Annotated in this window: 26 protein-coding genes; 7 read left to right on the top strand and 19 right to left on the bottom strand. The window is 38.9% G+C overall.

Features of this window, described 5'->3' with window-relative positions:
* Nucleotides 1–3 precede the first annotated feature (3 nt).
* From EHO58_RS04490 to EHO58_RS04480, 3 genes are all read right to left on the bottom strand, one after another.
* Nucleotides 4–534 (bottom strand): hypothetical protein, encoded by a 531-nt coding sequence (locus EHO58_RS04490; RefSeq protein ID WP_135627548.1) that lies wholly within the window; start codon nt 532–534, stop codon nt 4–6.
* A gap of 8 nt (nt 535–542) precedes the next feature.
* On the bottom strand, nt 543–1289 hold the full coding sequence (map, locus tag EHO58_RS04485) for a type I methionyl aminopeptidase (RefSeq protein WP_135678844.1): 747 nt from the start codon (nt 1287–1289) through the stop codon (nt 543–545).
* Between the two features lie 74 nt (nt 1290–1363).
* Nucleotides 1364–1996, bottom strand: a complete 633-nt coding sequence (locus EHO58_RS04480) for a low molecular weight phosphatase family protein (RefSeq protein ID WP_135678843.1) — start codon at nt 1994–1996, stop codon at nt 1364–1366.
* 115 nt (nt 1997–2111) lie between these two features.
* Between EHO58_RS04480 and EHO58_RS04475 the strand changes: the two genes are divergently transcribed.
* Entirely contained in the window at nt 2112–2927 is an 816-nt protein-coding gene (locus EHO58_RS04475; RefSeq protein WP_135678840.1) for an SDR family NAD(P)-dependent oxidoreductase, read from the top strand.
* Nucleotide 2928: 1 nt separating this feature from the next.
* Here the strand turns inward: EHO58_RS04475 and EHO58_RS04470 are convergent, their stop codons facing one another.
* From EHO58_RS04470 to EHO58_RS04425, 10 genes are all read right to left on the bottom strand, one after another.
* Nucleotides 2929–3687 carry an amidohydrolase family protein gene (locus EHO58_RS04470; RefSeq protein WP_135678838.1) on the bottom strand — a complete coding sequence of 253 codons (759 nt, stop codon included), beginning with the start codon at nt 3685–3687 and terminating at the stop codon, nt 2929–2931.
* Between the two features lie 79 nt (nt 3688–3766).
* Nucleotides 3767–4360: an RDD family protein gene (locus EHO58_RS04465; RefSeq protein ID WP_135627553.1), complete on the bottom strand. Its 594-nt coding sequence runs from the start codon at nt 4358–4360 to the stop codon at nt 3767–3769.
* 10 nt (nt 4361–4370) lie between these two features.
* Nucleotides 4371–4898, bottom strand: a complete 528-nt coding sequence (locus tag EHO58_RS04460; protein WP_135678836.1) for a hypothetical protein — start codon at nt 4896–4898, stop codon at nt 4371–4373.
* A 138-nt stretch (nt 4899–5036) separates the two neighbouring features.
* On the bottom strand, nt 5037–5627 hold the full coding sequence (locus tag EHO58_RS04455; RefSeq protein WP_135678834.1) for a glutathione S-transferase family protein: 591 nt from the start codon (nt 5625–5627) through the stop codon (nt 5037–5039).
* A 66-nt stretch (nt 5628–5693) separates the two neighbouring features.
* On the bottom strand, nt 5694–6404 hold the full coding sequence (bla, locus tag EHO58_RS04450) for a subclass B1 metallo-beta-lactamase (RefSeq protein ID WP_135678832.1): 711 nt from the start codon (nt 6402–6404) through the stop codon (nt 5694–5696).
* Complete coding sequence (locus EHO58_RS04445) at nt 6401–6799, bottom strand: MORN repeat-containing protein (protein WP_135678830.1); 399 nt, start codon at nt 6797–6799, stop codon at nt 6401–6403. The genes bla and EHO58_RS04445 overlap by 4 nt, the downstream gene beginning before the upstream one ends.
* A gap of 69 nt (nt 6800–6868) precedes the next feature.
* Entirely contained in the window at nt 6869–7381 is a 513-nt protein-coding gene (locus tag EHO58_RS04440) for a MarR family winged helix-turn-helix transcriptional regulator (protein ID WP_135627558.1), read from the bottom strand.
* Entirely contained in the window at nt 7363–7923 is a 561-nt protein-coding gene (locus EHO58_RS04435; protein ID WP_135678828.1) for an acyl-CoA thioesterase, read from the bottom strand. The genes EHO58_RS04440 and EHO58_RS04435 overlap by 19 nt, the downstream gene beginning before the upstream one ends.
* Before the next feature lie 456 nt (nt 7924–8379).
* A complete protein-coding gene (locus tag EHO58_RS04430) occupies nt 8380–9198 on the bottom strand; it encodes a hypothetical protein (protein ID WP_244241059.1) in 819 nt (272 codons plus the stop codon).
* Nucleotides 9199–9284: 86 nt separating this feature from the next.
* Complete coding sequence (locus EHO58_RS04425; RefSeq protein ID WP_135678823.1) at nt 9285–9983, bottom strand: hypothetical protein; 699 nt, start codon at nt 9981–9983, stop codon at nt 9285–9287.
* Nucleotides 9984–10156: 173 nt separating this feature from the next.
* Here EHO58_RS04425 and EHO58_RS04420 point away from each other — a divergent pair, with 173 nt between their 5' ends.
* Nucleotides 10157–11056, top strand: coding sequence for a FecR family protein (locus tag EHO58_RS04420; protein WP_135678821.1), 900 nt, complete (start codon nt 10157–10159; stop codon nt 11054–11056).
* Nucleotides 11053–12291 carry a hypothetical protein gene (locus EHO58_RS04415; protein WP_135678819.1) on the top strand — a complete coding sequence of 413 codons (1239 nt, stop codon included), beginning with the start codon at nt 11053–11055 and terminating at the stop codon, nt 12289–12291. Before EHO58_RS04420 ends, EHO58_RS04415 begins: the two co-directional genes overlap by 4 nt.
* A 91-nt stretch (nt 12292–12382) precedes the next feature.
* Here the strand turns inward: EHO58_RS04415 and ompL47 are convergent, their stop codons facing one another.
* The 6 genes from ompL47 to EHO58_RS04385 all read right to left on the bottom strand — a co-directional run bounded on the left by ompL47 (nt 12383) and on the right by EHO58_RS04385 (nt 17486).
* Nucleotides 12383–13420 (bottom strand): multi-beta-barrel domain surface protein OmpL47, encoded by a 1038-nt coding sequence (gene ompL47 / locus EHO58_RS04410; protein ID WP_135678816.1) that lies wholly within the window; start codon nt 13418–13420, stop codon nt 12383–12385.
* 96 nt (nt 13421–13516) lie between these two features.
* Complete coding sequence (locus EHO58_RS04405) at nt 13517–14035, bottom strand: hypothetical protein (RefSeq protein WP_135678814.1); 519 nt, start codon at nt 14033–14035, stop codon at nt 13517–13519.
* Between the two features lie 36 nt (nt 14036–14071).
* Nucleotides 14072–15247, bottom strand: a complete 1176-nt coding sequence (locus EHO58_RS04400) for an Acg family FMN-binding oxidoreductase (RefSeq protein ID WP_135678812.1) — start codon at nt 15245–15247, stop codon at nt 14072–14074.
* A gap of 51 nt (nt 15248–15298) precedes the next feature.
* Nucleotides 15299–15760 (bottom strand): SAM-dependent methyltransferase, encoded by a 462-nt coding sequence (locus EHO58_RS04395; protein ID WP_135678810.1) that lies wholly within the window; start codon nt 15758–15760, stop codon nt 15299–15301.
* A gap of 144 nt (nt 15761–15904) precedes the next feature.
* Complete coding sequence (locus tag EHO58_RS04390; protein ID WP_244241058.1) at nt 15905–16528, bottom strand: hypothetical protein; 624 nt, start codon at nt 16526–16528, stop codon at nt 15905–15907.
* A 238-nt stretch (nt 16529–16766) separates the two neighbouring features.
* Entirely contained in the window at nt 16767–17486 is a 720-nt protein-coding gene (locus EHO58_RS04385) for a hypothetical protein (protein ID WP_135678806.1), read from the bottom strand.
* Between the two features lie 136 nt (nt 17487–17622).
* On the opposite strand from EHO58_RS04385, the gene sppA reads away from it, so the two are divergent.
* Genes sppA through EHO58_RS04365 form a run of 4 tightly spaced genes read left to right on the top strand, consistent with a single transcriptional unit; the run spans nt 17623 to nt 20670 of the window.
* Complete coding sequence (gene sppA, locus EHO58_RS04380) at nt 17623–18588, top strand: signal peptide peptidase SppA (RefSeq protein WP_135627570.1); 966 nt, start codon at nt 17623–17625, stop codon at nt 18586–18588.
* Nucleotides 18589–18592: 4 nt separating this feature from the next.
* The gene (locus tag EHO58_RS04375; RefSeq protein ID WP_135627571.1) at nt 18593–19195 is read left to right on the top strand and encodes a hypothetical protein; all 603 of its coding nucleotides are present in this window, start codon (nt 18593–18595) and stop codon (nt 19193–19195) included.
* An 8-nt stretch (nt 19196–19203) separates the two neighbouring features.
* Nucleotides 19204–19956 carry a 5'/3'-nucleotidase SurE gene (gene surE, locus EHO58_RS04370; RefSeq protein ID WP_135678804.1) on the top strand — a complete coding sequence of 251 codons (753 nt, stop codon included), beginning with the start codon at nt 19204–19206 and terminating at the stop codon, nt 19954–19956.
* Entirely contained in the window at nt 19957–20670 is a 714-nt protein-coding gene (locus tag EHO58_RS04365; RefSeq protein ID WP_135678802.1) for a tetratricopeptide repeat protein, read from the top strand.
* Nucleotides 20671–20692 lie beyond the last annotated feature (22 nt).

Genomic DNA, 20692 nt, shown 5'->3' with positions numbered 1-20692 from the left:
TTTCTAATTCTGAGAAAGGCTTTTTTTAAGAAAACTTCTCTCTTTGATCGTTTGGGAAATAAAACTAGCGATCGCAAAGAAAAATGCAAACCCGAGGAAAAAGTAAGGAGCGATAGAAACTTGCTCTTTTGGAATATTATTCTGCACCAACATTCCATAGAATGCTACTACGAATAAGGCCGCAGGAACAGTGAGCACAGAACCTATATTAATGAATAATTTATACCGGATGGATCCATTCTCCGACTTCTTTGCATACCCGAAAGACCATAACCAGTTCCTATGTTTTGCCAATTGAGAAGCGTTTTGAAAAAGAAGTTTATCTCCATCCTTCTCAACAGAATAACCTGCTTTTCCAAATTGAGTAGAAGCGGAGTTTAGATCCGTTTTTAATTCTCCGGATAAAATAGCAGGGAAGAAGGAGCCGAAATATTTTTTGGTAAAAGTTTCTTTTTGTTTTCTGTCCCAGAGAGAAACAATAAATACTAGAATGAAAATTAGGATTGGGAGTACGTTTAAAATTATAGTAGTCATCTTTGTTTTTATGCCGCTGTTAAAATAATCGGTCCATTCTCGGTAACAATTACTGAATGTTCGAACTGTGCAGTGAAGGAACCATCAGGAGTTTTTAAAGTCCAACCGTCCGATTGTTCTACAAAGTCTTCTGCTCCGGTTGAAACAAAAGTTTCCACCGCGATAACCTGCCCCGATTTTAAAATTCGCTTATCTCTTGGTTCGTAATAATTACAAATATCGAATGGTTCTTCATGGAGAGATTTGCCTACCCCATGTCCGCATAAAGTACGGATCACATTATATCCGTTCTTCTTAGCAGTATTCTCGATCGTTCTTCCGATTGAATTCAGTTTTTCTCCCGTCTTTACACCGGAAAGAGCAAGCTTTAATGCTTCAGAAGAAACGTCTAAAAGTTTGCTTAAACCTTTTTCATCCTTTCCAACGATCAGAGTAAAACCAGTATCTGCAAAATATCCGTTCAACTCTAAGGAGACATCTAGATTTAAAAGGTCCCCTTCTTTCAAGATACGATCACTTGGAATTCCATGGGCGATCTCAGTGTTTAAACTTATACACGTATAACCTGGAAATTTATACATGAGTTGAGGAGCGCTTCTCGCCCCAAATTTGGAAAAATAAGAATACGCAATCCGATCCAACTCTTTGGTGCTGATCCCTGGTTTAGCAGCTTCTTTCATCTTGACCAAGGTCTCTGCAGTGATCTTGCCAATCCTTTGTAATGCTTCCAGATCTTCCTTATTACGAACCGTCATAAATATTAATTCTACAGAAAGAAATTAGGTGGCAAACGATAAATGTGGGAATTCCAACAAGAATAGGAAGAATCTCAAAGTTTCTGTTTCACTTCCCTGAAAGTATAAAGAAGTTCAGAAGCAATCTGATCGCAGGTTTGCAAATATTTCTCCAAAGGATTTTCGGAATTGTCCGCAGATTTAGGGTCTTCAAATGGAAGAGAGATCCGTGCTTCTGCTCCTGGAACATAAGGACAGGATTCATCTGCTTGTGAACATACTAAGACCGCGATAAACTCAGTGCTCGGATTAGGAGCATCTTGGAATTTTTTAGAATAAGCGATCAAAGGAGGAGTTCCATCTGCCCACCAAATTGAATATTTAGGATTACGAGGAGGTCCTTGGTTCTCCAAACGAAACCCACAATTCTCTAAAGCCTTCTCCGCATTTGGATGTAACTCGGTAATACTTGTTCCACCTGAAAAAGATTTAATGCCGGGAAAATCAAAATAATGAGGGATACATGCTGCGAATGCCTGGGCGATCTGGCTCCTTCTCGAATTATGAGTACATATAAAAACTAAATTCGCTTTTTGTTTGGCTTCGAAAGATTGTAGAATGAAATCCGCAAAAGAAGAAAGCACCACCTTTCTTTCCTTGGAGATCTTATCGATCAAAGAAAGTTTAGTATCCAAATATGTTTTTAAAGGTTGGAATAAGGGAGACATTCCAGGAAGGTTAAATTCCTTTTTCAAAGGAGCAAGCTAGATTTTTCATGTTTTGAAAGGCTTTGACAGATTTCAAATCATCAGGGATCTATTGCGAAATTTAAAAGGAAAATAAATGAAAACGAATAACACTCCAAAAACGGTTTTAGTCACCGGAGGATCTTCCGGAATAGGTAAAGAACTTTCTATCTTATTGTATAAACAAGGTTATAACGTACTTGTAGTTAGTGTTTCCAAGGAAGAATTCAAACTTCTTCATAAAGAGTGTAAAGAGATCAGCTCTTCCGGAAAGTTAGAAACCTTAGAAGCAGATCTAACCCAATCCGAAAGTATTCCTAAAATTTTAAAATGGATCACTAAACTAAATTTGGATATAGATGTCCTAGTCAATAATGCAGGATTCGGGCTTTGGGGAAAATCCTGGGAACTTTCTCCGGAGAAAGTAAACTCAATGCTTTTACTTAATATAAACGCAATCACAAGACTTTCTAATGAATTTTCAAAGAGAATGATAGAACGTAAGAATGGTTTCATATTGAATGTCGCATCCACTGCTTCTTTGCAGCCTCTTTCTTATATGGCAGCTTATGCAGCTAGTAAGGCTTATGTAGTTAGTTTTTCGGAAGCGTTAGCAGCAGAGCTTGCTCCCTATGGAGTCAAACTTGGGATTTTATATCCGGGAACAACCAAGACAAATTTCCTTTCAGTCGCAGGGATCCATAAAGAAAATAAAAAAGGAAGTTTAGGAAATCTTGCTTATTCAATCGCTATGGATCCGAAAGATGTGGCCAAAGTTGCATTTAATACAATTCAAAATGAAACCAAAAGATCTATTCCCGGATTTATGAATAAGGCACATTATTATTCTACGAAAATATTTCCTTCTTGGATCGTTAAAAGAATCGCAGATCAGATCTTTAAAAAAGAATAATTCATACTTTTACGCTTACTCCATAAAATTCCAAAGCATTCGAATATAATACTTTCTGCAATAACTCACCTTCGAACGTATCCGTAACCAAATGTAGGTCCTCTTCGGTAAAAGGAGCAGGAGAACGTGTAGAAGGAAGATCCGTGCCGAACAACAAAGCATCCGGATTAATTTCTGCAATTTCCACCAAAGCAGATCGTATATCAATATTGGTTCTGCCGAACCCGGTCGCTTTTACTCTTACTCCTTTTTCTACCAATCTTAGAGTGGTAGAAAATCCTTCTTTAGACAATCCCAAATGATCAATGGATACCTTAGGTAGGGACAGCAGCACTTCTTCTAAAAATTCGTCTATCTCTTTGGCATCTATATATAATTCGACATGCCAACCTGCAAGATCATAAACTCTGGCTCCCATTTCTTTAATCTTAGAAATTTCCTCGGAACCTCCCCTTCTTACATTAAATCGAACAGCTCTCACTCCCGCCTTATGAAGGGATAAAATTTCGGAATCCTTGGTATTTGCGGGAAGCTGGGTCACACCTACATAATTTTTTCCTAATACGGAAAGTGTATCCAGCAAGTAAGTCTGATCGAAAGCTTGAAAAGAGCCGGAAACGACAGCGCCTCCTTTGATCCTAAGCCAATCCGCCTGCTTATTATAGTCTGAAACCGTAAAGGGTTCCGGCAAAAAGCCGTGATTAGGCACCAAAGGAAATCTTGGATCTATGATATGAAAATGAGAGTCGAAGATCCGCATCTTCTTAGTATAACATTTCCGGAATATGAGTCAAGAGATTGTGGCGAGGAAATTTATTTCCTTAAAAGCACTAAGAACCTTATTCTGCTTTAAAACGAAGCACTCTGGTCCCTGCAAAAAGATCGTGTAATGCGGTCCTTTTGTGAGAAAAGAGGATATAAAGCACCGAAATCCCATAATATATAATCGAATCCCAAAAGGTAAAATTGTCCAAAGGGTTCCATTTATTTAAGATCCTATGAACACCAGCCAAAGGTAAACCTTCCATCTCAGCTTGGTGTTCCATAAATATCCTGGAATCATATACCGCGCTCATGATGGTTATTAAGGACAAAGTGAGTTCAGGTAAGGTCCTGATAAAAGACCTAACCCATCCCAAACGCCCTTTACAGGAATCGGTAACAATTATCCCGGCAAATGCCTTTCCAATGGTCCTGCCGTATAATGCATGCATTACGAATCTATACCCGATATAAAGTAAAGAATGTAAGGCAGTGTAGAAGGGAAACAGTTCATATACCATTTTATTATGATAATAAAAAACCATAAATTGAGGGGCCAAAACGGGGCATAAGATCAAAAAATCCAAGAACTGAGCGTAAACTCTCCTGCTTAAACTCGCGTATGCCAAATGTTTTTCTTCAGTATTAATTTTTTCGAATATACTCTTCATTAATAAACAATTATAGGATATTTCTAAAATGAAAAACGAACCATCTGAGTTCTTTACCGCTTTCGCAAAGATAGAATCCGTCTTTATGAGCTACAACATTAGGGTTCTTGGAAATTTCCGCCCAAAAACCTTCGGAACAAGGCTCCCACCAATCTGGCCTACAATTTCCCTGATCAAAATTTTTAGGCCAGCTACTCGGATAAGAATCGAATCTGAGATTCAAACCAGGATGATTTTTAAATCCTTCCAGAATTGATTTTCTAAATTCGGAACCTTCTACCTTATATTTTGAAAAAACTACCCAAGACTCTCTAAATCCGCAACGTTTGATAAAATAATCAGATACACCATTCGGAATTCCTAGGATCCCCAACTTCTCCGCCTCTGCTCTTGTTAGGTCCTTAAATTCAAAACGATCCGTAAAGACCGGATGACCAGAGCTATTTCGGAAGAAAAAATATAAAAAAATCCCCAAAACGATAAGAATAGCCGCAATGCCACACGTTAGTAAGATCTTGGAAGTGAAATATTTCGCCATTTTTTCGCCGGGATCGGATCGGCCGAATCTTAACGGTAGAATATGAAAACCAAAAGTGAGGAATCAAGGAGAATTTAGAAAAGCAAACTTACACCTTTGTCCCAATTCAAAAATGTATTCCTTCTGATATAAATTCCCTTAGTATATCGGAATAAAATCCGGGATCTCTTTTATCCTTCTTACCCAAGAATTCAGGTTTGGAAAATCAGAAAGTGGAAAATGACCCTCTTCCGCCACATGTGTATATGCGAATAGAGAGATATCGGAAATGCTCGGCCTTTGGGAACCGAAGAATTGATTTGTAGAAAGATGATCGTTCATGCTCCGAAGAGCATCCAGTCCCTTTGTATGGTTTCCTTGGATTTTAGGATCATCTTTTTTATTTTGGAAATGAATTAACCAACGATTCACGGCGATATAGGGCTCATGGCTATATTGTTCGAAGAACATCCATTGCAATATTCTAGACTGAACCAAAAGATCATTCGGGAAGAAGTCGGTATCCTTTGCTAAAAAATATAAGATCGCATTGGATTCAGAAAGAAATTCTCCGGAGTCCAATTCCAAAAGAGGGACTTTTCCCACAGGATTTTTAAGAAGAAATTCCTGAGTTTTGGTTTCGCCCTTTCTGGTATCGGTTTCAATCCATTCATAAGGAACTTTTAATAGATGTAATAATAGTTTAATTTTATAACAATTCCCAGAAACGGAAGTACCGTAAACTTTCATGTTTGGTTGCCTATGATTTAAGATCTAACGAACTTAAACGTTAAGCGAAGATTCGCAATGAAAAAATTATTTAGAAACTTCTAGCAACTCTAAGGTGCGCTTCAAACTTTCTCTCCCACCCCAAGACTGATGCCCTGGAACTAAGACAGAAATTTTAGGAAATGATCTTTCTAATTTATGAATAGTTTTAGGCCATTCTTTAAGATCGGCGTCTTTAGTATTACCTATCTCATTTGCTTCTGCACTTTTAACTAAACAACCACCGAATAAAATTTTAGATTTTGGAAGCCAAACGACTAAATTATCTTTCGAATGACCTGCACCGAGGAAAAAAATCTCAATCTTAGTTTTTCCGAATACCAAAATATCTTTATCTTTTAACGACTTCTCAGGGAGAGAATTACCTTCTTCTTTTAAGATAGAAATTGTCCTTTTACCTGCATAAGAAAGGACATTCTTCTTTTTTAATATTCCTATCCCTCCTGCCCTATCCTCATGAAAATGAGTGATAATAGCAGCAATCACAGGTTTTTTCAAATTTGCGGAAACCCAATCCAAAAGCTGAGAAGTTTGTTCTTCTCCCCAAGCGGTATCTACAAGAACTACACCTTCTTCCGTTTCAATCACAAGCCCATTAGAGGGGAAATACCCGTCTTTTAGAAGTTTATAAGAAGTATGAACATAGACGTTTTTCTCAATCTCGGAAATCCGGAGTTTGCCTTCTTCTGCATGAACGGAAAAGGAAAATAGAATTAATAAAAAACTAATGTATTTCATTTAAAATTTTTAGCCAAAACCTGAACATCATCCTTCCATTGGCCTTCGAAAATCAGATTTCCATCCGAGTCCGTTAGTTTACCAAAACCATTTTTCTTATTCGATTTCCATTCCCCTTCATAAACGGTACCATCAGCGTATTTATAAATCCCGCTGCCTTCCTTATTCCCTCGGTCCCAATCCCCATCGTAAGATTCCACATCTCCTAATACAAGTTTGCCCTTACCATGTGCTAAACCGTTTTGAAAACTACCTTCATAACGATAAGATCCGGATAAAACCTTAGTCCCGACTCCGTTCTTACAATTACCGGAAACACAACTAGGAGAAAAAAAGTAATACGCGAAAAATAGAACGATAGGGATAAAAAGGATGGGATAAAAGTTTTTGTTCATGACTCTCGGAAACTGATACGAACTCTAAAATTCCATATTATGGAAAAATAAACTAATAAATTTTAGGATTTAATCTTCTGATTTGGAAAATTCTTTAAAATTTCTTTTACGAACGATTGAGTTCAATCTTTTCAATAATCTTTTCAGATCGTCCTCCCCCATCGCTTCCGTGACTGCAGCTTGAGCTTCTTCCCAGATCGGATAAGCGACCCTCAAAGCTTCCAAACCTTTTTGAGTTAAGATCACTTTTCTAGCTCTTTTATTTTCGGAAGGAACATCCGCAACATAGCCTAACTCTTCCAAGGGATTCAAATTACGGATCAAAGTAGTTCTATCTAAAACGAGAAGGTCCGCTAACTCGGCAAGACCAAGGCCATCAGTAGCACCAAGAGTATGCAATAGACTGAATCTTTGAGAAGTAAGACCTGCCTTCTCTAATTCTCTATCATAAAATTGAGTAACTGCTCTAGAAGCCCTGCGCAGATTAAAGTTCACACAACTTAAACCTGCGCTAAGCATATCCGCTTTGCTCGGAAATTTTTCAGACTTCCGAGCCGTACTATTTAGAGACTTCTTGGACATAGGATTAAAAAGACTCGGTCTTCGGAATATTTTCCCTCCGACACTTGTTTTCGCAACTGTTTTACCCTGTCTTCGAAAGAACCTTCTTCCAGACCAGGCTCATCGAAAATAAAACTCCCTAAAAAAGCCATCATCTCTTGGTCATGACGAACAGGACGTCCCTTTTGAAGGTCAATAAAGGAAAACTGAGCTCTCAAAACGGCCTTTAAACGATTACCTTCCCTATCCAAAAGTAAGTATTCATTATGGATCGTCGCCGGAGTCAGCTTGATCAAACGAGTTACAATTTTCACTACATCATTCTGTTTGACCGGTTCCAAATATTGAGTCTCCACCTTACTCACTACCCATGATTTACCTGAACTGGATCCATACTCGTAAAAATCGAAATTAGCAGTTTCCCTCAATTGTTCAGAACGAGCTTCCAAAAAGTAATCCATATATCTCGCGTTATTCAAATGGCCAAAAGGATCACAATCCTGGAAACGAATCCTGGCAAAACTATGAGGGGAAAGCACCGGTTTATCAATCGTCAATTCCATAACGAATCTCCTAAGAGAAATAATGTGCATTTACATATATGTAATTACACATGTGTAATTACAGGAATTAGGCGTCTCCGAATCTCAGTCAACGTAAAAAATAACATTTTCTTGTTGGAATTCCAAAAGGAAAGTGTTTGGCCGCGTCCTCGCGAAGCTCGGACCGAGCTCTCACCTCCGGTCAAAAAATCGCATTCGCGATTTTTATGACCCCGGCTCGATCTCTCGCGGATTGTAAGCGAAGATTCCGTTGTAGGAGTTTCTACATGCGAATAAAACGCAGCCACTCTGAATGCTCGCCTAATTTGATCGAAGGCATTTTTTAAAAAACGGCCCCCACCCTGCGTTGGGATTGGGGGGAGTGGCCCGTGGGAGAGCTCGCATTCCTCTATCACAGAATTGAAATTTAGGCAAACGAATTTTACGGCTGTTTTTGTAGGAGCTCCTACAAAAAGATCAATCCAACTTTGAAGGCAGAAGATCCAATAGTTCAGACCAGCGTTTTTTGTCTTCAGTGCTCATCTTATCTCTTCTATCGTATCGAATATTATAAATTCCGAATTCTCCTCTATACAACTTAGAAACCTGAGAAGAAAGAGACTGTTTACCACATCCCGAATTTTCCCAAGAATAAGAAATTTTACCCGACTTCTCCGATTCCAGGTTCCAAAGAATATTTGGACATTCCTTCTTCTTACCGGACTCCAATAAGGAATAAATTTCAGAAGGAGAGGAAGCCCTCACTTTATAAACATGTATGGAAAGCATTTCATTCCAGAATAATAAAGACTCGGACTTAGGAACATACTGCAATAATGCCTGATCCATTCTGTCCACATCTGAGACGAGTTTCCACTCCCTTCCATCTAAACGAATTGATTCTCCTTCCGCATCTAATGAAAGGTCTCTTCTGAATTGTTTTTTATCAGATTCGTGGACAGAAATCTCGGTTTGCAAATGAGTAGACTGTCCATTATCATTTTTTAATGCGATCCGGATCCATTTACGAGTGGTGCCTATTTTTCGGATCCAATCCTTGTTTTCAGGAACTTCTGCCTTAAATTTTAAAAGAATAGGCCCAACCGGGAGTGGCTTTTCCTGTTGGAATAACAAAACATCTGAAGAATTTTCATTCAATTCAAACCCTTCTATACTAACCAAAAAAGAATTTTTTACTGTTCCTTTGAGGAAGATCTCGATTTTTTTAGGTTCGGTTTTATAAAAGATCTTCTCTATCTTGAACCAATCGTTTTCGGTTTTCTTTTTGCGGACCATGTCCGGAAAACAAAATGTAAACAGAAATATGCAAAAAACAGAAATTAGTAATTTAGAATAAAACTTTCCGAAAGAAAAATCCAAAATTAACCTGCAACGAATCTTCTTCGAATGGAAACAAGATGAGCAAATAAAACGGAAGGAACTATAAAAGAAGGCAGCCATACATATGGAAATTGGAGCACCGCAGTGTTCGGCCTTTCAAAAGATAGTTTTTGAAAAGGTCCAGGCGCGGATAAGATCCCCAAGATCACTATATTCAATAAAAATAAAAGGCCTACTATATTCCAAAACAAAATCCAATTTTTAGAAGATGTGGGCTTATTCAAAATGAAATAAGCCGCAATCGGAGCAGTCAACCCGATCAGAATGTCGAAATTCCAACCTGCAAATGTCATACTGATCGGGACCCAACCATACATTGCCAACCAGTATAAGACAAGTTCTACCGGTATTCTTGCCAAATGTAAGTATGTTAAATTCTCTCCGGGGATTTGATCTATCCAAGTTCTACTGGAAGGAAAAATGAAAAGTAAAACCAAGAACAAGATCGGTGGAGCCACCATGCATAAAAATCTAGGAGGAAAAGAATCAGTGACTAGATAAAATCCAGTCCCACTTAAGATCCCTTGCAAAGCAAGCCAAGCCGCTAAAGCCAAAAGGATTAAAGAAGAACCGATCCAATTTTTTCGAGAACCTAGGACTAGTGAGAAAAAATATCCTAAAATAGCAAATACCGTAGAACCGAAAATTATTGGAACAAGTGGTGGAAGATGGGCCGACATACGATCTTAAAAAGAGGCCCAAATCATTGGAATTTTAGAAAATAAGGCAATCATTTTCCTCGAAATTCCGCCCAATTCTTTCTTCTCCTTTTTCGCCTAAGCGCCGTATTTTGTTGGAATTCCGCCAAGATTCTCTTCTAATACTAGGTTAGAACTAGTTTCCAGGATAAACCATGGCTTCTCAGAATTTCCCGTTTTCGATTTCTCGATTTAAACTGTTTCAATTTTTTGCAGTCCTACTTATTTCCGTATCTTTGATAAGTCTTCTTGCCGAACCCAAAAAAGGGGTCCATGAAGACGTCTTCGAATACAAGGTAAAGAAGAATGATACTTTATCCAAAATTGCAAAAGAATTCCTACAAGACCCGAGGAACTGGAAAGAATTATTAAAATATAATGAAATTCCAAACCCTTCTTTGATTAGAGAAGGCACTACTCTCTTTATCCCAGGCTTCTTAAGAAAAGACACAATCTCTGCAACGGGAGAAATTATAAAACCGAATGCCGGTCCTGTGGCAGTTGCCGACTTCCAAAGAGGACAGGTTCAATTTTCTAGAGATTTCACTCCTACAGGACTTCCTGCAAGTTGGTCTAAACTTTCCAAAGACCAATTATTGAATATGGATGATTGGGTCCAAACAGGACAAGGCTCTTCTTCTAAAATTATATTCACTAAAAACGGAACAGTTGTAGAGTTAAGAGAAAAAACCTTAACCAAGATCGTAAAAACGACTTCTGAATCCATATCGGAATACAAACTGAATAAGGACGGAGGAATCCTGGAACTCAAATCAGGATATCTGGAAGCTAAGGTCCCTCCTAAAAAACCGGGAGATGATACTCGCAAATTTATGGTAGTAACTCCTACAGCAGTGGTAGGAGTAAGAGGAACAGAATTATACGTAAGTGCACCTGATCCTGAAAATACTACAGTAGGATGTTACAAAGGAGAATTAGAAGTCTCCGCAGAAGGAAAAACAGTGGCGGTCCCTGCAGGATTCGGAACTACTGTGGTAAAAGGACAGGCTCCTTCTAAACCGGAAAAACTTCCCGAAAAGGTTGAGTTAGAGTGAGAATTCTGGATCGGAATATTATAAAATATAAATTTTCATTTTTATTATCTTTACTGCTTCTTCTTTCTGGAGAGGCATTTTCCGAACAACAAAGAGTAAGCCTTCGCTGGAAGCCCAGCCAAGGCGCAGAAAGTTATCTGATCGAACTTTCAGAAGACCGGGATTTTTTAAGAGTACACCATTTTTATAAGACCAAAAATTTTCGTTATGAATTTAATTCACAAGATTCTAAGTTTTATGTTCGCGTAGTCGGGATCAATGTGGATGGAGGAAGAGGAGTTTCTTCTCCTATAATTTCTTTGGCGGATAAATTCGCTGCTGCACCTAAAGTAAAAGTGGAAAGACCTTCTACAGTAGTCGCTTCTTCGGAAGAGTTGCGGATCTCACTGGGTGATCCTAAAACCAGCGGACCTTCTTCCAATACTCCCGGATCTGCGAATTCGCAGAAACAAGTCCCAGTCTCCACATATTATAGAGTGAATGGAGGAGAATGGCAAAGGTATGATGGTTCCATTTCTCTTTCCCAAGAAGGTTGGAACGAGGTTGAATTTTATTCCGAAGATATATTAGGAAATAAAGAAACACCTAAAAAGACAAAATATCTGAAAGATACAACCGCACCTCAAGTCCGTTTAATAGGAGAGAAGAAGGGACAATCAGGACTAATAGAGATCAAATCCGGAGCGGAACTTACATTACAAGTTACTGAAGAAGGTTCCGGAATGGAAGAGATCACCATCAATCTTGCCGCAAGAGATGGAAGCGGGGCGGAAGTGAACCTAACCCTTTCCGGAGAAGAAACAAAACAACCGATCAAAATTTCTTCCTCAGGTATAGATGGACTTTCTATCCTTCGTTGGGAAGCAAACGATAAAGCGGGAAATTATATCCAATCAGAGATCCCATTACTGATAGATGCAAAACATCCAGTCTGCGTATTCGCTCCTACTGAAGGTAAACTCAGAGAAGATGGTATTTATTATCTAAAAGAAAACGGACTCATTGCAATTCGATGTGAGGATCCAGGCACAGGATCAGGACTTTCTAAATTGGAATATAAGATCGGAAATGGTTCTATTCTACCTTATCAAACTCCGATCGGATTCAATACCGGAATTCATACTGTTACTGTTTATACTTCAGATAGAGTCGGGAACCGGGCAGAGTTTAAGATCAAAGTAAATGCAATAAAGCCGGATTGGCAAAAGACCGGATCCGAACTCCAAGAAAAATAGTTTATTAGATTATTATAAGGAAGAGGCCGCACTGCGGACTATAAAAAAGAAGAAGGGACCCGTATCTTCAACGGATCCCTTTTGGCGATTTCTAATTTTCTGTGCTTGGTGAAGCAGAAGAACTTGCAGGTTTAGCTGCCGGAGCTGGTGCGCTCGGCTTATTATCCACTTTTTGGATCTTAGTTTCAGGAGGAGTAGTATCCACTATAAAAGCGATCTTCTTAACTTCGCTTTCATTACCTACCGAATCCACCGACTTAGCTTCGATCGTATGATTTCCTTGTGCTTCCACGGAAACAGGATCTGCATATGATTTCCATTCTCCGGAATCCAATTTATAAAAGATCTGTTTAATTCCGGACAACGTATCGGAAGCCTTGATCGTAAATGCGTTCCCACTTTTTACGAAAATTTTATCTTTTACAGTTACAAGTGCAGAACCGAAAAGTTCAACCAAAGGTTTTTCTTGGTCCACAGTTACTGCTAAAACTGAATCAGTGGAGGTATTCCCAGACTTATCAGTTGCAGAAAACTTAATCGTATTCACTCCTGCTTTTTCCAACTGGATCGGCTTACCGTCATAAACTCTCGGTTCAGAACCATTGATGGAGATCTTGATATCCTGAACACCGGCCAGGTTATCCTGAGCAGTGATCGAGTAAGTTAAAGTTTTTGTAGCATAGTTCGTATTTTCATGAACTATCAATGCCGAACTTGGAGTGATCTTGGTAGAAGGAGGAGTATTATCCACTAAAACGTTAAAATGTTTTTCCGGTTCTTTATTTCCCGCTTTATCTACCGCTCTATAAGTGATCTTTGTCAAACCTTCTCTTACCAATGTGATAGAGGAAACATACTTAGTATAATCTCCGGACCCGATCTTATACTCGATATAATCCACAGTGGAACCTTCGTCCTTGGAGTTGAACTCGAAGGATGATTGAGAGTTAATGTATAGATCCGGTTTTTCTCCGGAAGATGATTCTCTTTCCGTTCCGGAAGGTTTAGTAGTTTCCGCCTTAGGTGTGGTAGATTTCGGAGGAGCAGTCGTGCCTGGCGAACTTTGAGCGAAAATAGCGCTGGAGACTAGCATACTTGCTAGAAGGACCCATAAGGGATTGCGATTCATTCTTTTCTCCAATGGAAAATTAGTGTTATCACTGTTTGACGACAAAAAATCCACGGAATCTTCCCACTCTATGTAAGAAATTCGAAAAAATTCCGGCTAAATTTCGTCAACTTTCCGGGAGATAGAATCAGCTATTTCTTTTCTTTTTTGGGTGAAAGACCCTGACTTCCAAAATTTATAAACAGGCAAAAAACTGCCTAAAACAGGCAATAACATCAAAATAGCGTAGGATCGAGAAAACAAACTTGTGGCCGCATTCTCGACCGCAGTCGTAGAGTTATATAAGGTCAGATCGGAAATAACCACTGCGCATAAATCTTGATTTTGTAATGTAGAATATACGAAATAAACAGGGATATATGCGATATAAAAATACAAGCAGAGTAAGAATGGAAAAGTGACAAGCGCCTGTCCCACCAAACCTCCGGAAGGGATCCCGAACCATATTAAGAAAAGACAAAATACCGAAACTACAAAAGACGCCTGGGTAAATAAAAAATAAATACTGTCGTCTCCTTGCGTGCAGGTTCCCGATTCCGCGAGAATGATGCATAACGGAATAAGTAAGAATAGAAGGTCTCCAAGCCAGAACAGGATTTTCTTAAGTATATTCATTTATTTCGACAAAAATTCCTTTAAAACAACGCATTATTATAAGATAAACTCTTTCGGATCTCTTCTAGGGCTATAAAAATGATAATCACTTTTACCCAAGCGAGCAAGCATCTGGATCTTCTCTCCAGGTTTTAAAGAAGATTCAAATTCATTCCTAATAGGATCCATTTCCGGATATTCTTGCAATATCTGACTCATTGGATGAAGAGAAAACCCGTTTTTAGTCGCGGCCAAATGTAAACGAAGATAATCCCTTCCCGCTTGGACCCAATCGATGACCTCGTTATGATCCGTTTTCAGAAAAATAAATCCCTTAGAACTTTCTACCATGGAAGCAAACATATCCATACCTGCTTTTTTATTCTCAGGTGAATGCCAACTTTCTGGACCATGTTTTAAGAAAAAGTTTCTAGCAATATAATATTTCAGACCGGAAGTCCCGTTTGCTCTCAGAGAGATCCCATCCCCGAATTTGCCGATTTCTTCATCATTATAACGAAACCAAATCCTAGATTCTTCGTAGGTTTTATATGTGTCCGTTTCCATTTGCATCGCAGCGATTAATTGTTTTCTTAATTCTTCTGAACCTGCTTTAGGAACAAATTTCAATTCCGAATATAGAACGGCAGAATCTTTTCTTATCTTCTCAAAATTTTCCTGAGTCAGATCTTCTCCTTCGTAAACACTTCTTTGAGTGACTCTTTCTGAAATAAATTCCGACAAAGGATTTCTGACCAGATCTTCTTGTTTGTTTAAAATAATTTTAGCGATCGGTTTTTTTCCCATATCTGCAATCGTATATTTTCCTTCTGGAAAAAGAGAAACTTCGGAAGAATATCCCAACACCTGAGTTCCTATACTTAAATTTTCCAAAAAGGTTCCTTGCCCGATATGGATCTGCCGATACGTTGGATCCGTATCTTTTAATAAACGTTTTTCATCCACATACAAAAGTGCAGAATGATCATTTATAATTTTGAATTTCCAAGGTTGAACATTATGCGGATTCGGAGCAGTGATACCGATGCGGATCGCCTTTAGTATCGGAGAAATATTTTCGGAAAGAAATTCAGGATCGAATGGATCCTTTCTTTCATAATCATATCTTTCCTTGGAAGAACTTTTACAATATTGTAAAATTTGAGAAGTTGAAAGAATAACACCAAAACTAATGCCGTATTTGATAAATGTTTTTCGACTGATCGAGGCCATGGCCGAAAAACCTAAGCGAGATTAAGTTCCAGTCAATCTAATTCGAATAAATTACTCCCAATAATTTATCATCAATTCTTTGGACCAATCCGGTTGAGAGATCCCGGACATCGGTAGGAATTCTCTCATCACTGGTTTAATATCCACGACCGGAGTTCCATCAATCGCATCCAAATATTTCACCAAAAGTTTTTTGCCGTCCCTTCTTAGGAGTTCCACTATCGTAGAACCGATATGGTTCGGGCGATTTTTCTTTCTTTGGGCAAAGATCCCAACCTTAGGCCATCTTTTATTTTCCCTAGGATGTTCACTTCCGAATACGGGCTCTGATCCGAAAGCTTTATGAAAAATATAGATGATCTCCAAATGAGAGAATGTTTCGATCCCATCCAGGGACTCAGCAGGAATATTATCTTCTAACTCGATCTCGGAAACAATTTCAGCCCAGTAATCATCCTGGATCTCTGATCTTGAGTTCGAGACCTTTGCGATGGACCGAATCGTAAATTCCATAAAAGCCTCTTTCATCCTAAAAGATACTTTAGGAGACGAATTAAAATACTCTTAGGCAAGAAATTAATAAGCGAAGTCGTTTAAAATATCGAAAGAATATGAGAGCCGACTAATAACTCGGCTCCGCGTTAGGTAGGTTTAGTTTCAGTCTTCAGGTCTTGCGTTTAGATATTCTTTGAATTTTTCCAGATCGTCTTCTGCAATCTGGATAGTAATCGGCTCGGCTCCCGAATATAAACGAATCGAAAACCCTCTAGACTTTAATATCGCTTCCTCGTCTTCCTTTTTAAGAAGGAAGGTCGCGTTAAGATGGACTACAGTGCTTGCGTGAGTGCTTACACTAGTTTTGACTCCTCCGGAAGTCAAAGTTGATCCTGCTGGATTATATCCATAATTAGGAGTCGAGTTAGTGTTCGTTGAACCGTATCCATAATTGGGGGTCGAGGTAGCACTAGTTGAAACAGTAGTTACCGATTGTGCTGAGACATTTCCAAAAGCTAATGGTATGTTCTTTTCACCAATTTTCAAGAAACCACTACGTTCAATCGGATTATTCATAGTTGTTGCATGCACTTTTACTCTCGCAACCGTTGGAATTAGAGTTCCTTGGCCGATTTCTCTAGTAAAATCCATCTCAACTACATATTTGGTTAGAAAAGAATCGATAAGAGTACCTGGATACGATTCATCTGCATTAAGCTTTAACTTAAGATTAACAGTATGGGAGTTTTTGAAATTATCCTTTGTAATCCTTACGGTACCAAACATACATCCCGTCACAAGGGATAGAAAAATAGACAAAATGAATATTCTCTTTAACAAGTTAATTCTCCAATTTATATATAGAATCCAATTAACTGTAAATCTGCGACAGGTCAAGAGTGTATTTTTGGAGTTTATGATAATAAATTGAACCGGGAACGTTATCTCATTTTGGATAACGTTCCCTTAAGGGAAGCTATATTTAAATTTGTATTTTATTCGAAACTAATAATATAGAACAGCGTTATTTCTGCTCCATCCCAGGTTTTGCTAGTAGAAAGTTCTTCAGATGTTTTGAATTTTCCTCATTAAAACTGAATGTCAGAGGATAAGATCCCATGTATAAGCGAATACTGAAAGGTTTGCCTTCTAAAATAGCTTGTTCATCTTCTCTTTTCAGTAAAAACATTCCACTCTGTTCTTTATGTGTATGTGTGCTAACAGAAGTTCTTGTTTGGGTATTTGTCCCGCCAGATTGCTGCACTTTGGTAAAATCTACGAATCCACCTTTCGCATTCATGATCGCATTTGCATTTGCAGATCCTGTATTTGCGGAATTAGTAGAAGTTGTAGTAGTAACAGAGCTGTTTGTAACCAGTTGGCTATCAGAGTTGCCGATCACGAGAGGACTGATCTTCTCCCCTATTTTTAAAAAGCCGGTTTTTGCAATTGAAGCGTCGCCGGTCTCTCCATGGTACGAAAATCTAATAGAAGTAGGGATCGCCTTATTATCTGGCCCTATTTCCCTTGTAAGATCGAAAAAGAAGTAATACTTTAAAGAAGTCGGTGCACCAAAATAATCTATATAAGGTTCATCTGATAAAAGCATTAGTTTCATCTTTACGATATGAGTATTCTTAAAATTGTCTTTAATAATATTTACGTGCCCAAAACGAAAAGTCAGGCAACCTTCAAAAAGTAGAGCAAAAATAAAAAACCAAACGATGGTAAAAATCCTAAACAAATTCACACTCCTGCACCTATATTGATACACATATTAAACATATCCCCTCGTCAAGAGAAACCGGCCAGTTTTCCTGAGCAAAACCAAACCCCGCTATTTCATTGACAGGGGATCGGTACCAAGATCCACTCTAATTGTGGACCGAAATCGTATCGCATTAGCAGTCACCTTTGTAGTCACCATTCTCTCCTTGTTTGTAGGACTTATCAATTTAGTATCCAATGTGTCTTCTTCCAAACTAACGAAAGTAGATGCAGGTTCCGGATTCGGGACCGACAGATTAGGAGCAGCTCTGATCAAGATAGAAGGAGAGATCCACTCCGGACGTTCCAGCTATGATTCCGCCGGAGCCCAAACCGTATTGGAACAACTCAGATCAATAGAAGACGATTCTAATATTGTAGGAATCTTAGTGGAGATCAACTCTCCAGGTGGATCCGTTGGCGCTTCTCAAGAGATCTATAAAGAGTTAATGTATCTCAGAAAAGATAAAAACAAAAAGGTCGTAGTGTCCATGAAGGACATCGCTGCTTCTGGGGGCTATTATATAGCCTCGGCTGCGGATAAAATTTTCGCGTTAGGCGGAACTTTGACCGGCTCAATTGGAGTGATCGCGATCGCACCAAATATCAAAGGTCTTCTGGAAAGATACGGAGTCAAAGTACGCACTTTTAAAGAAGGAAAGTATAAAGATTCACTTTCTCTTTTCAGAGACAATACTCCTGAAGAAGATGCGATGATCCAAAAAATGCTCTCGGATACATACGAAGAATTTATCGAAGATGTAGCTAAGGGAAGAAACCAAACGGTAAAATTTGTAGAGGCCTTGGCAGAAGGAAGGATCTATTCCGGACAAGACGCATTCAGAAACAAATTGGTAGATGATATCGGTGGCAGAAGAGAAGCATTAGCTGAACTTTCCAAACTTTGCAACTACGACGGAACTCTTCCATTATTCGAAGAAGAAGTAAACCCTTGGGATAGATTTTTCCAATTGATGCAGGCAAAGTCAGGCGGATTTTTCAGTGGGGAAAAAGTATTCCTTCAAGAACTCAAACGTTCTCCTGTTTTAGTTTTATATCCACATTCTATGGCGTGGTGATCCTGTGTTGAAAGAATTATTCAGCAGATTTATAGATCTTTTAGACGCGGTGCTATTCGAGCCGTTTCGAGTAGAAAATGTAATTTCTTCTTGGGGAATTTATCCGCTTAAACTAGTAGGCGGCCTGGTCCTGATACTTGCAGCATTAAGTGCGGGAGCTGGTTATGTGTTCATCACTCCTCCATTTACGGGCAGAAGTTTCGGACAATTTCTAATAGCGGCATTGACTCACTTATTATTCTTCATGCTTTTACCTTACGCGATCGCATTCATTGTGGACGGACTTGCTCAGTCCAGCGGAAAAAAAGGAAATGCAAATACCACATTTAGGTTCGTGAATCTCTCCCTTTCACTTTTTATCTCCAACGCTGCTTGGGCAATCCTTCTTGCGCAACTAGGAGTAAAAGGTGGATTCGGAGTGATTACATTATATTCGATCCATTACGGATTGTTTATGACGGTATTGGTTCGTGGGACTTCCTACATCTATGATCTAAAGTTTAAAGATTCATTTCGTATCAATATTATCACCTTTATTGTGACCTTCTTCCTGCCATTGGCTATGTACTCAGCGATGATCACATCGTTCAACCCTTCTCTTCCATAACATATAATATGAATATTCTAATTACCAACGATGACGGGATCTCTTCCAACGGGATCCTTGCTTTGGAAAAAGTTTTAGGAAAAGAGCATAATACCTATCTAATCGCTCCCTTAAAAGAACGTTCTGCCACTTCTATGGCATTGAGCATTCACGATTCTTTGAGAGTGGAAAGAGTGAACGAGAATCATTATATCGTAGACGGATTCCCTGTAGACTGCGTAAACATAGGGTTACACGGAAACATCTTCCCAAAAATCGATTTGGTGCTCTCCGGGATCAACCGAGGAGTGAACATGGGACATGACGTTCATTACTCGGGAACAGTTGGAGCAGCAAGACATGGAGCCATACATAATAAAAAAAGTGTAGCTGTTAGTTCCGGAAACTTTGACAAGAATTATGATTATATCAAAGAAGCAGAGTTGGTCCGTGAAATCCTAAATTCTTGGATAGATGAATTTATTCCTGGGGTTGTATATAATATCAATATTCCTGAAAAATTCGAAAATTCACTTTCTTCTATAGAATTAGCCAAGCTGGGCAGAAGGACCTATGTAGATACTTACGAGGCTAAACCGATCATAGGAGGGATCTCAGACTTCTTCTTAGGAGGCTCGGATCTTGGACATGTCCCTGAAGAAGGTACCGATTTTGATATATTCTTCCGGGGAAAAATCCCGATCACACCTTTGGGTTTAGATCAAACTTCTCAGCTTGAATTAGAAGAATTTAAAAAAAAGATCCGGGTTAAATCGAAATAAATGGAAAAGAAAACTTCCAGAAAGATCCCAGCCAAAAGAAGAATTTTCACTGAAATTCTAAAAGAGAACTATACGATCGCGCTTACCTTGATCGATCGGGAAATGTCCGAGACTGGAAAAGATCCGGAGCTACTTTATAATTTCGCAATATGTTGTTCCAGGACAGGGAATCATAAAAAATGTGTTTCCATCATCGAAGAACTCTTGGAGGAATTCCCAAAATTCTCGGAAAGAGATAACGCATTTAGGATGATGATCTATTCTTTGATCCGGACCGGAGATTATAAATCCGCTCTAGCAAAAACGGAAGAACGTCTCAAACTTTCACTGGATGATATCATTCTTCTTTCCTTAAAAGCCTCCGCATTAGAAAAGTCCGGGGACACGAAAACCGCAATCGAAACTCACTTGAGAATTTTACGATTGAGGCCAGAGCAAAAAAACAGCCTAAATTCGGTAGCATATCTGCTTTTAGAAGGAAAAGAACCAAATCCGGAAGAGCTCAAACTGGCAATGGAAAATATCAAACGTGCTCTGCAATTGGACCCGGATAATCCAGCCTATTTGGATTCTTTCGGAGTTCTGCTTTCCAAATTGGGAAAACAGGAAGAAGCCAGAAAAGCCTTCGAAAAAGCAATTACCAAAGCTCCGACCGAAGATATCATTTTAGAACACTTGAAAAAACTATCTCAAACAAATAGACAAGCGACTTGACACCTCGCCCTTCCGCGAAATC

Origin of the sequence: Leptospira selangorensis, from assembly GCF_004769405.1 — a bacterium.
GTDB classification, from domain to species: domain Bacteria; phylum Spirochaetota; class Leptospiria; order Leptospirales; family Leptospiraceae; genus Leptospira_B; species Leptospira_B selangorensis.
Note: the sequence above shows the minus strand (reverse complement) of the source record. Positions and strands in the feature narration are given on the sequence as shown.

What these genes read in the sequence shown, in the direction of transcription:
- EHO58_RS04490 (WP_135627548.1), bottom strand. Translation starts at nt 534, where the DNA reads ATGACTACTATAATTTTAAACGTACTCCCAATCCTAATTTTCATTCTA.
- map (WP_135678844.1), bottom strand. Translation starts at nt 1,289, where the DNA reads ATGACGGTTCGTAATAAGGAAGATCTGGAAGCATTACAAAGGATTGGC.
- EHO58_RS04480 (WP_135678843.1), bottom strand. Translation starts at nt 1,996, where the DNA reads ATGTCTCCCTTATTCCAACCTTTAAAAACATATTTGGATACTAAACTT.
- EHO58_RS04475 (WP_135678840.1), top strand. Translation starts at nt 2,112, where the DNA reads ATGAAAACGAATAACACTCCAAAAACGGTTTTAGTCACCGGAGGATCT.
- EHO58_RS04470 (WP_135678838.1), bottom strand. Translation starts at nt 3,687, where the DNA reads ATGCGGATCTTCGACTCTCATTTTCATATCATAGATCCAAGATTTCCT.
- EHO58_RS04465 (WP_135627553.1), bottom strand. Translation starts at nt 4,360, where the DNA reads ATGAAGAGTATATTCGAAAAAATTAATACTGAAGAAAAACATTTGGCA.
- EHO58_RS04460 (WP_135678836.1), bottom strand. Translation starts at nt 4,898, where the DNA reads ATGGCGAAATATTTCACTTCCAAGATCTTACTAACGTGTGGCATTGCG.
- EHO58_RS04455 (WP_135678834.1), bottom strand. Translation starts at nt 5,627, where the DNA reads ATGAAAGTTTACGGTACTTCCGTTTCTGGGAATTGTTATAAAATTAAA.
- bla (WP_135678832.1), bottom strand. Translation starts at nt 6,404, where the DNA reads ATGAAATACATTAGTTTTTTATTAATTCTATTTTCCTTTTCCGTTCAT.
- EHO58_RS04445 (WP_135678830.1), bottom strand. Translation starts at nt 6,799, where the DNA reads ATGAACAAAAACTTTTATCCCATCCTTTTTATCCCTATCGTTCTATTT.
- EHO58_RS04440 (WP_135627558.1), bottom strand. Translation starts at nt 7,381, where the DNA reads ATGTCCAAGAAGTCTCTAAATAGTACGGCTCGGAAGTCTGAAAAATTT.
- EHO58_RS04435 (WP_135678828.1), bottom strand. Translation starts at nt 7,923, where the DNA reads ATGGAATTGACGATTGATAAACCGGTGCTTTCCCCTCATAGTTTTGCC.
- EHO58_RS04430 (WP_244241059.1), bottom strand. Translation starts at nt 9,198, where the DNA reads ATGGTCCGCAAAAAGAAAACCGAAAACGATTGGTTCAAGATAGAGAAG.
- EHO58_RS04425 (WP_135678823.1), bottom strand. Translation starts at nt 9,983, where the DNA reads ATGTCGGCCCATCTTCCACCACTTGTTCCAATAATTTTCGGTTCTACG.
- EHO58_RS04420 (WP_135678821.1), top strand. Translation starts at nt 10,157, where the DNA reads ATGGCTTCTCAGAATTTCCCGTTTTCGATTTCTCGATTTAAACTGTTT.
- ompL47 (WP_135678816.1), bottom strand. Translation starts at nt 13,420, where the DNA reads ATGAATCGCAATCCCTTATGGGTCCTTCTAGCAAGTATGCTAGTCTCC.
- EHO58_RS04405 (WP_135678814.1), bottom strand. Translation starts at nt 14,035, where the DNA reads ATGAATATACTTAAGAAAATCCTGTTCTGGCTTGGAGACCTTCTATTC.
- EHO58_RS04400 (WP_135678812.1), bottom strand. Translation starts at nt 15,247, where the DNA reads ATGGCCTCGATCAGTCGAAAAACATTTATCAAATACGGCATTAGTTTT.
- EHO58_RS04395 (WP_135678810.1), bottom strand. Translation starts at nt 15,760, where the DNA reads ATGGAATTTACGATTCGGTCCATCGCAAAGGTCTCGAACTCAAGATCA.
- EHO58_RS04390 (WP_244241058.1), bottom strand. Translation starts at nt 16,528, where the DNA reads ATGTTTGGTACCGTAAGGATTACAAAGGATAATTTCAAAAACTCCCAT.
- surE (WP_135678804.1), top strand. Translation starts at nt 19,204, where the DNA reads ATGAATATTCTAATTACCAACGATGACGGGATCTCTTCCAACGGGATC.
- EHO58_RS04365 (WP_135678802.1), top strand. Translation starts at nt 19,957, where the DNA reads ATGGAAAAGAAAACTTCCAGAAAGATCCCAGCCAAAAGAAGAATTTTC.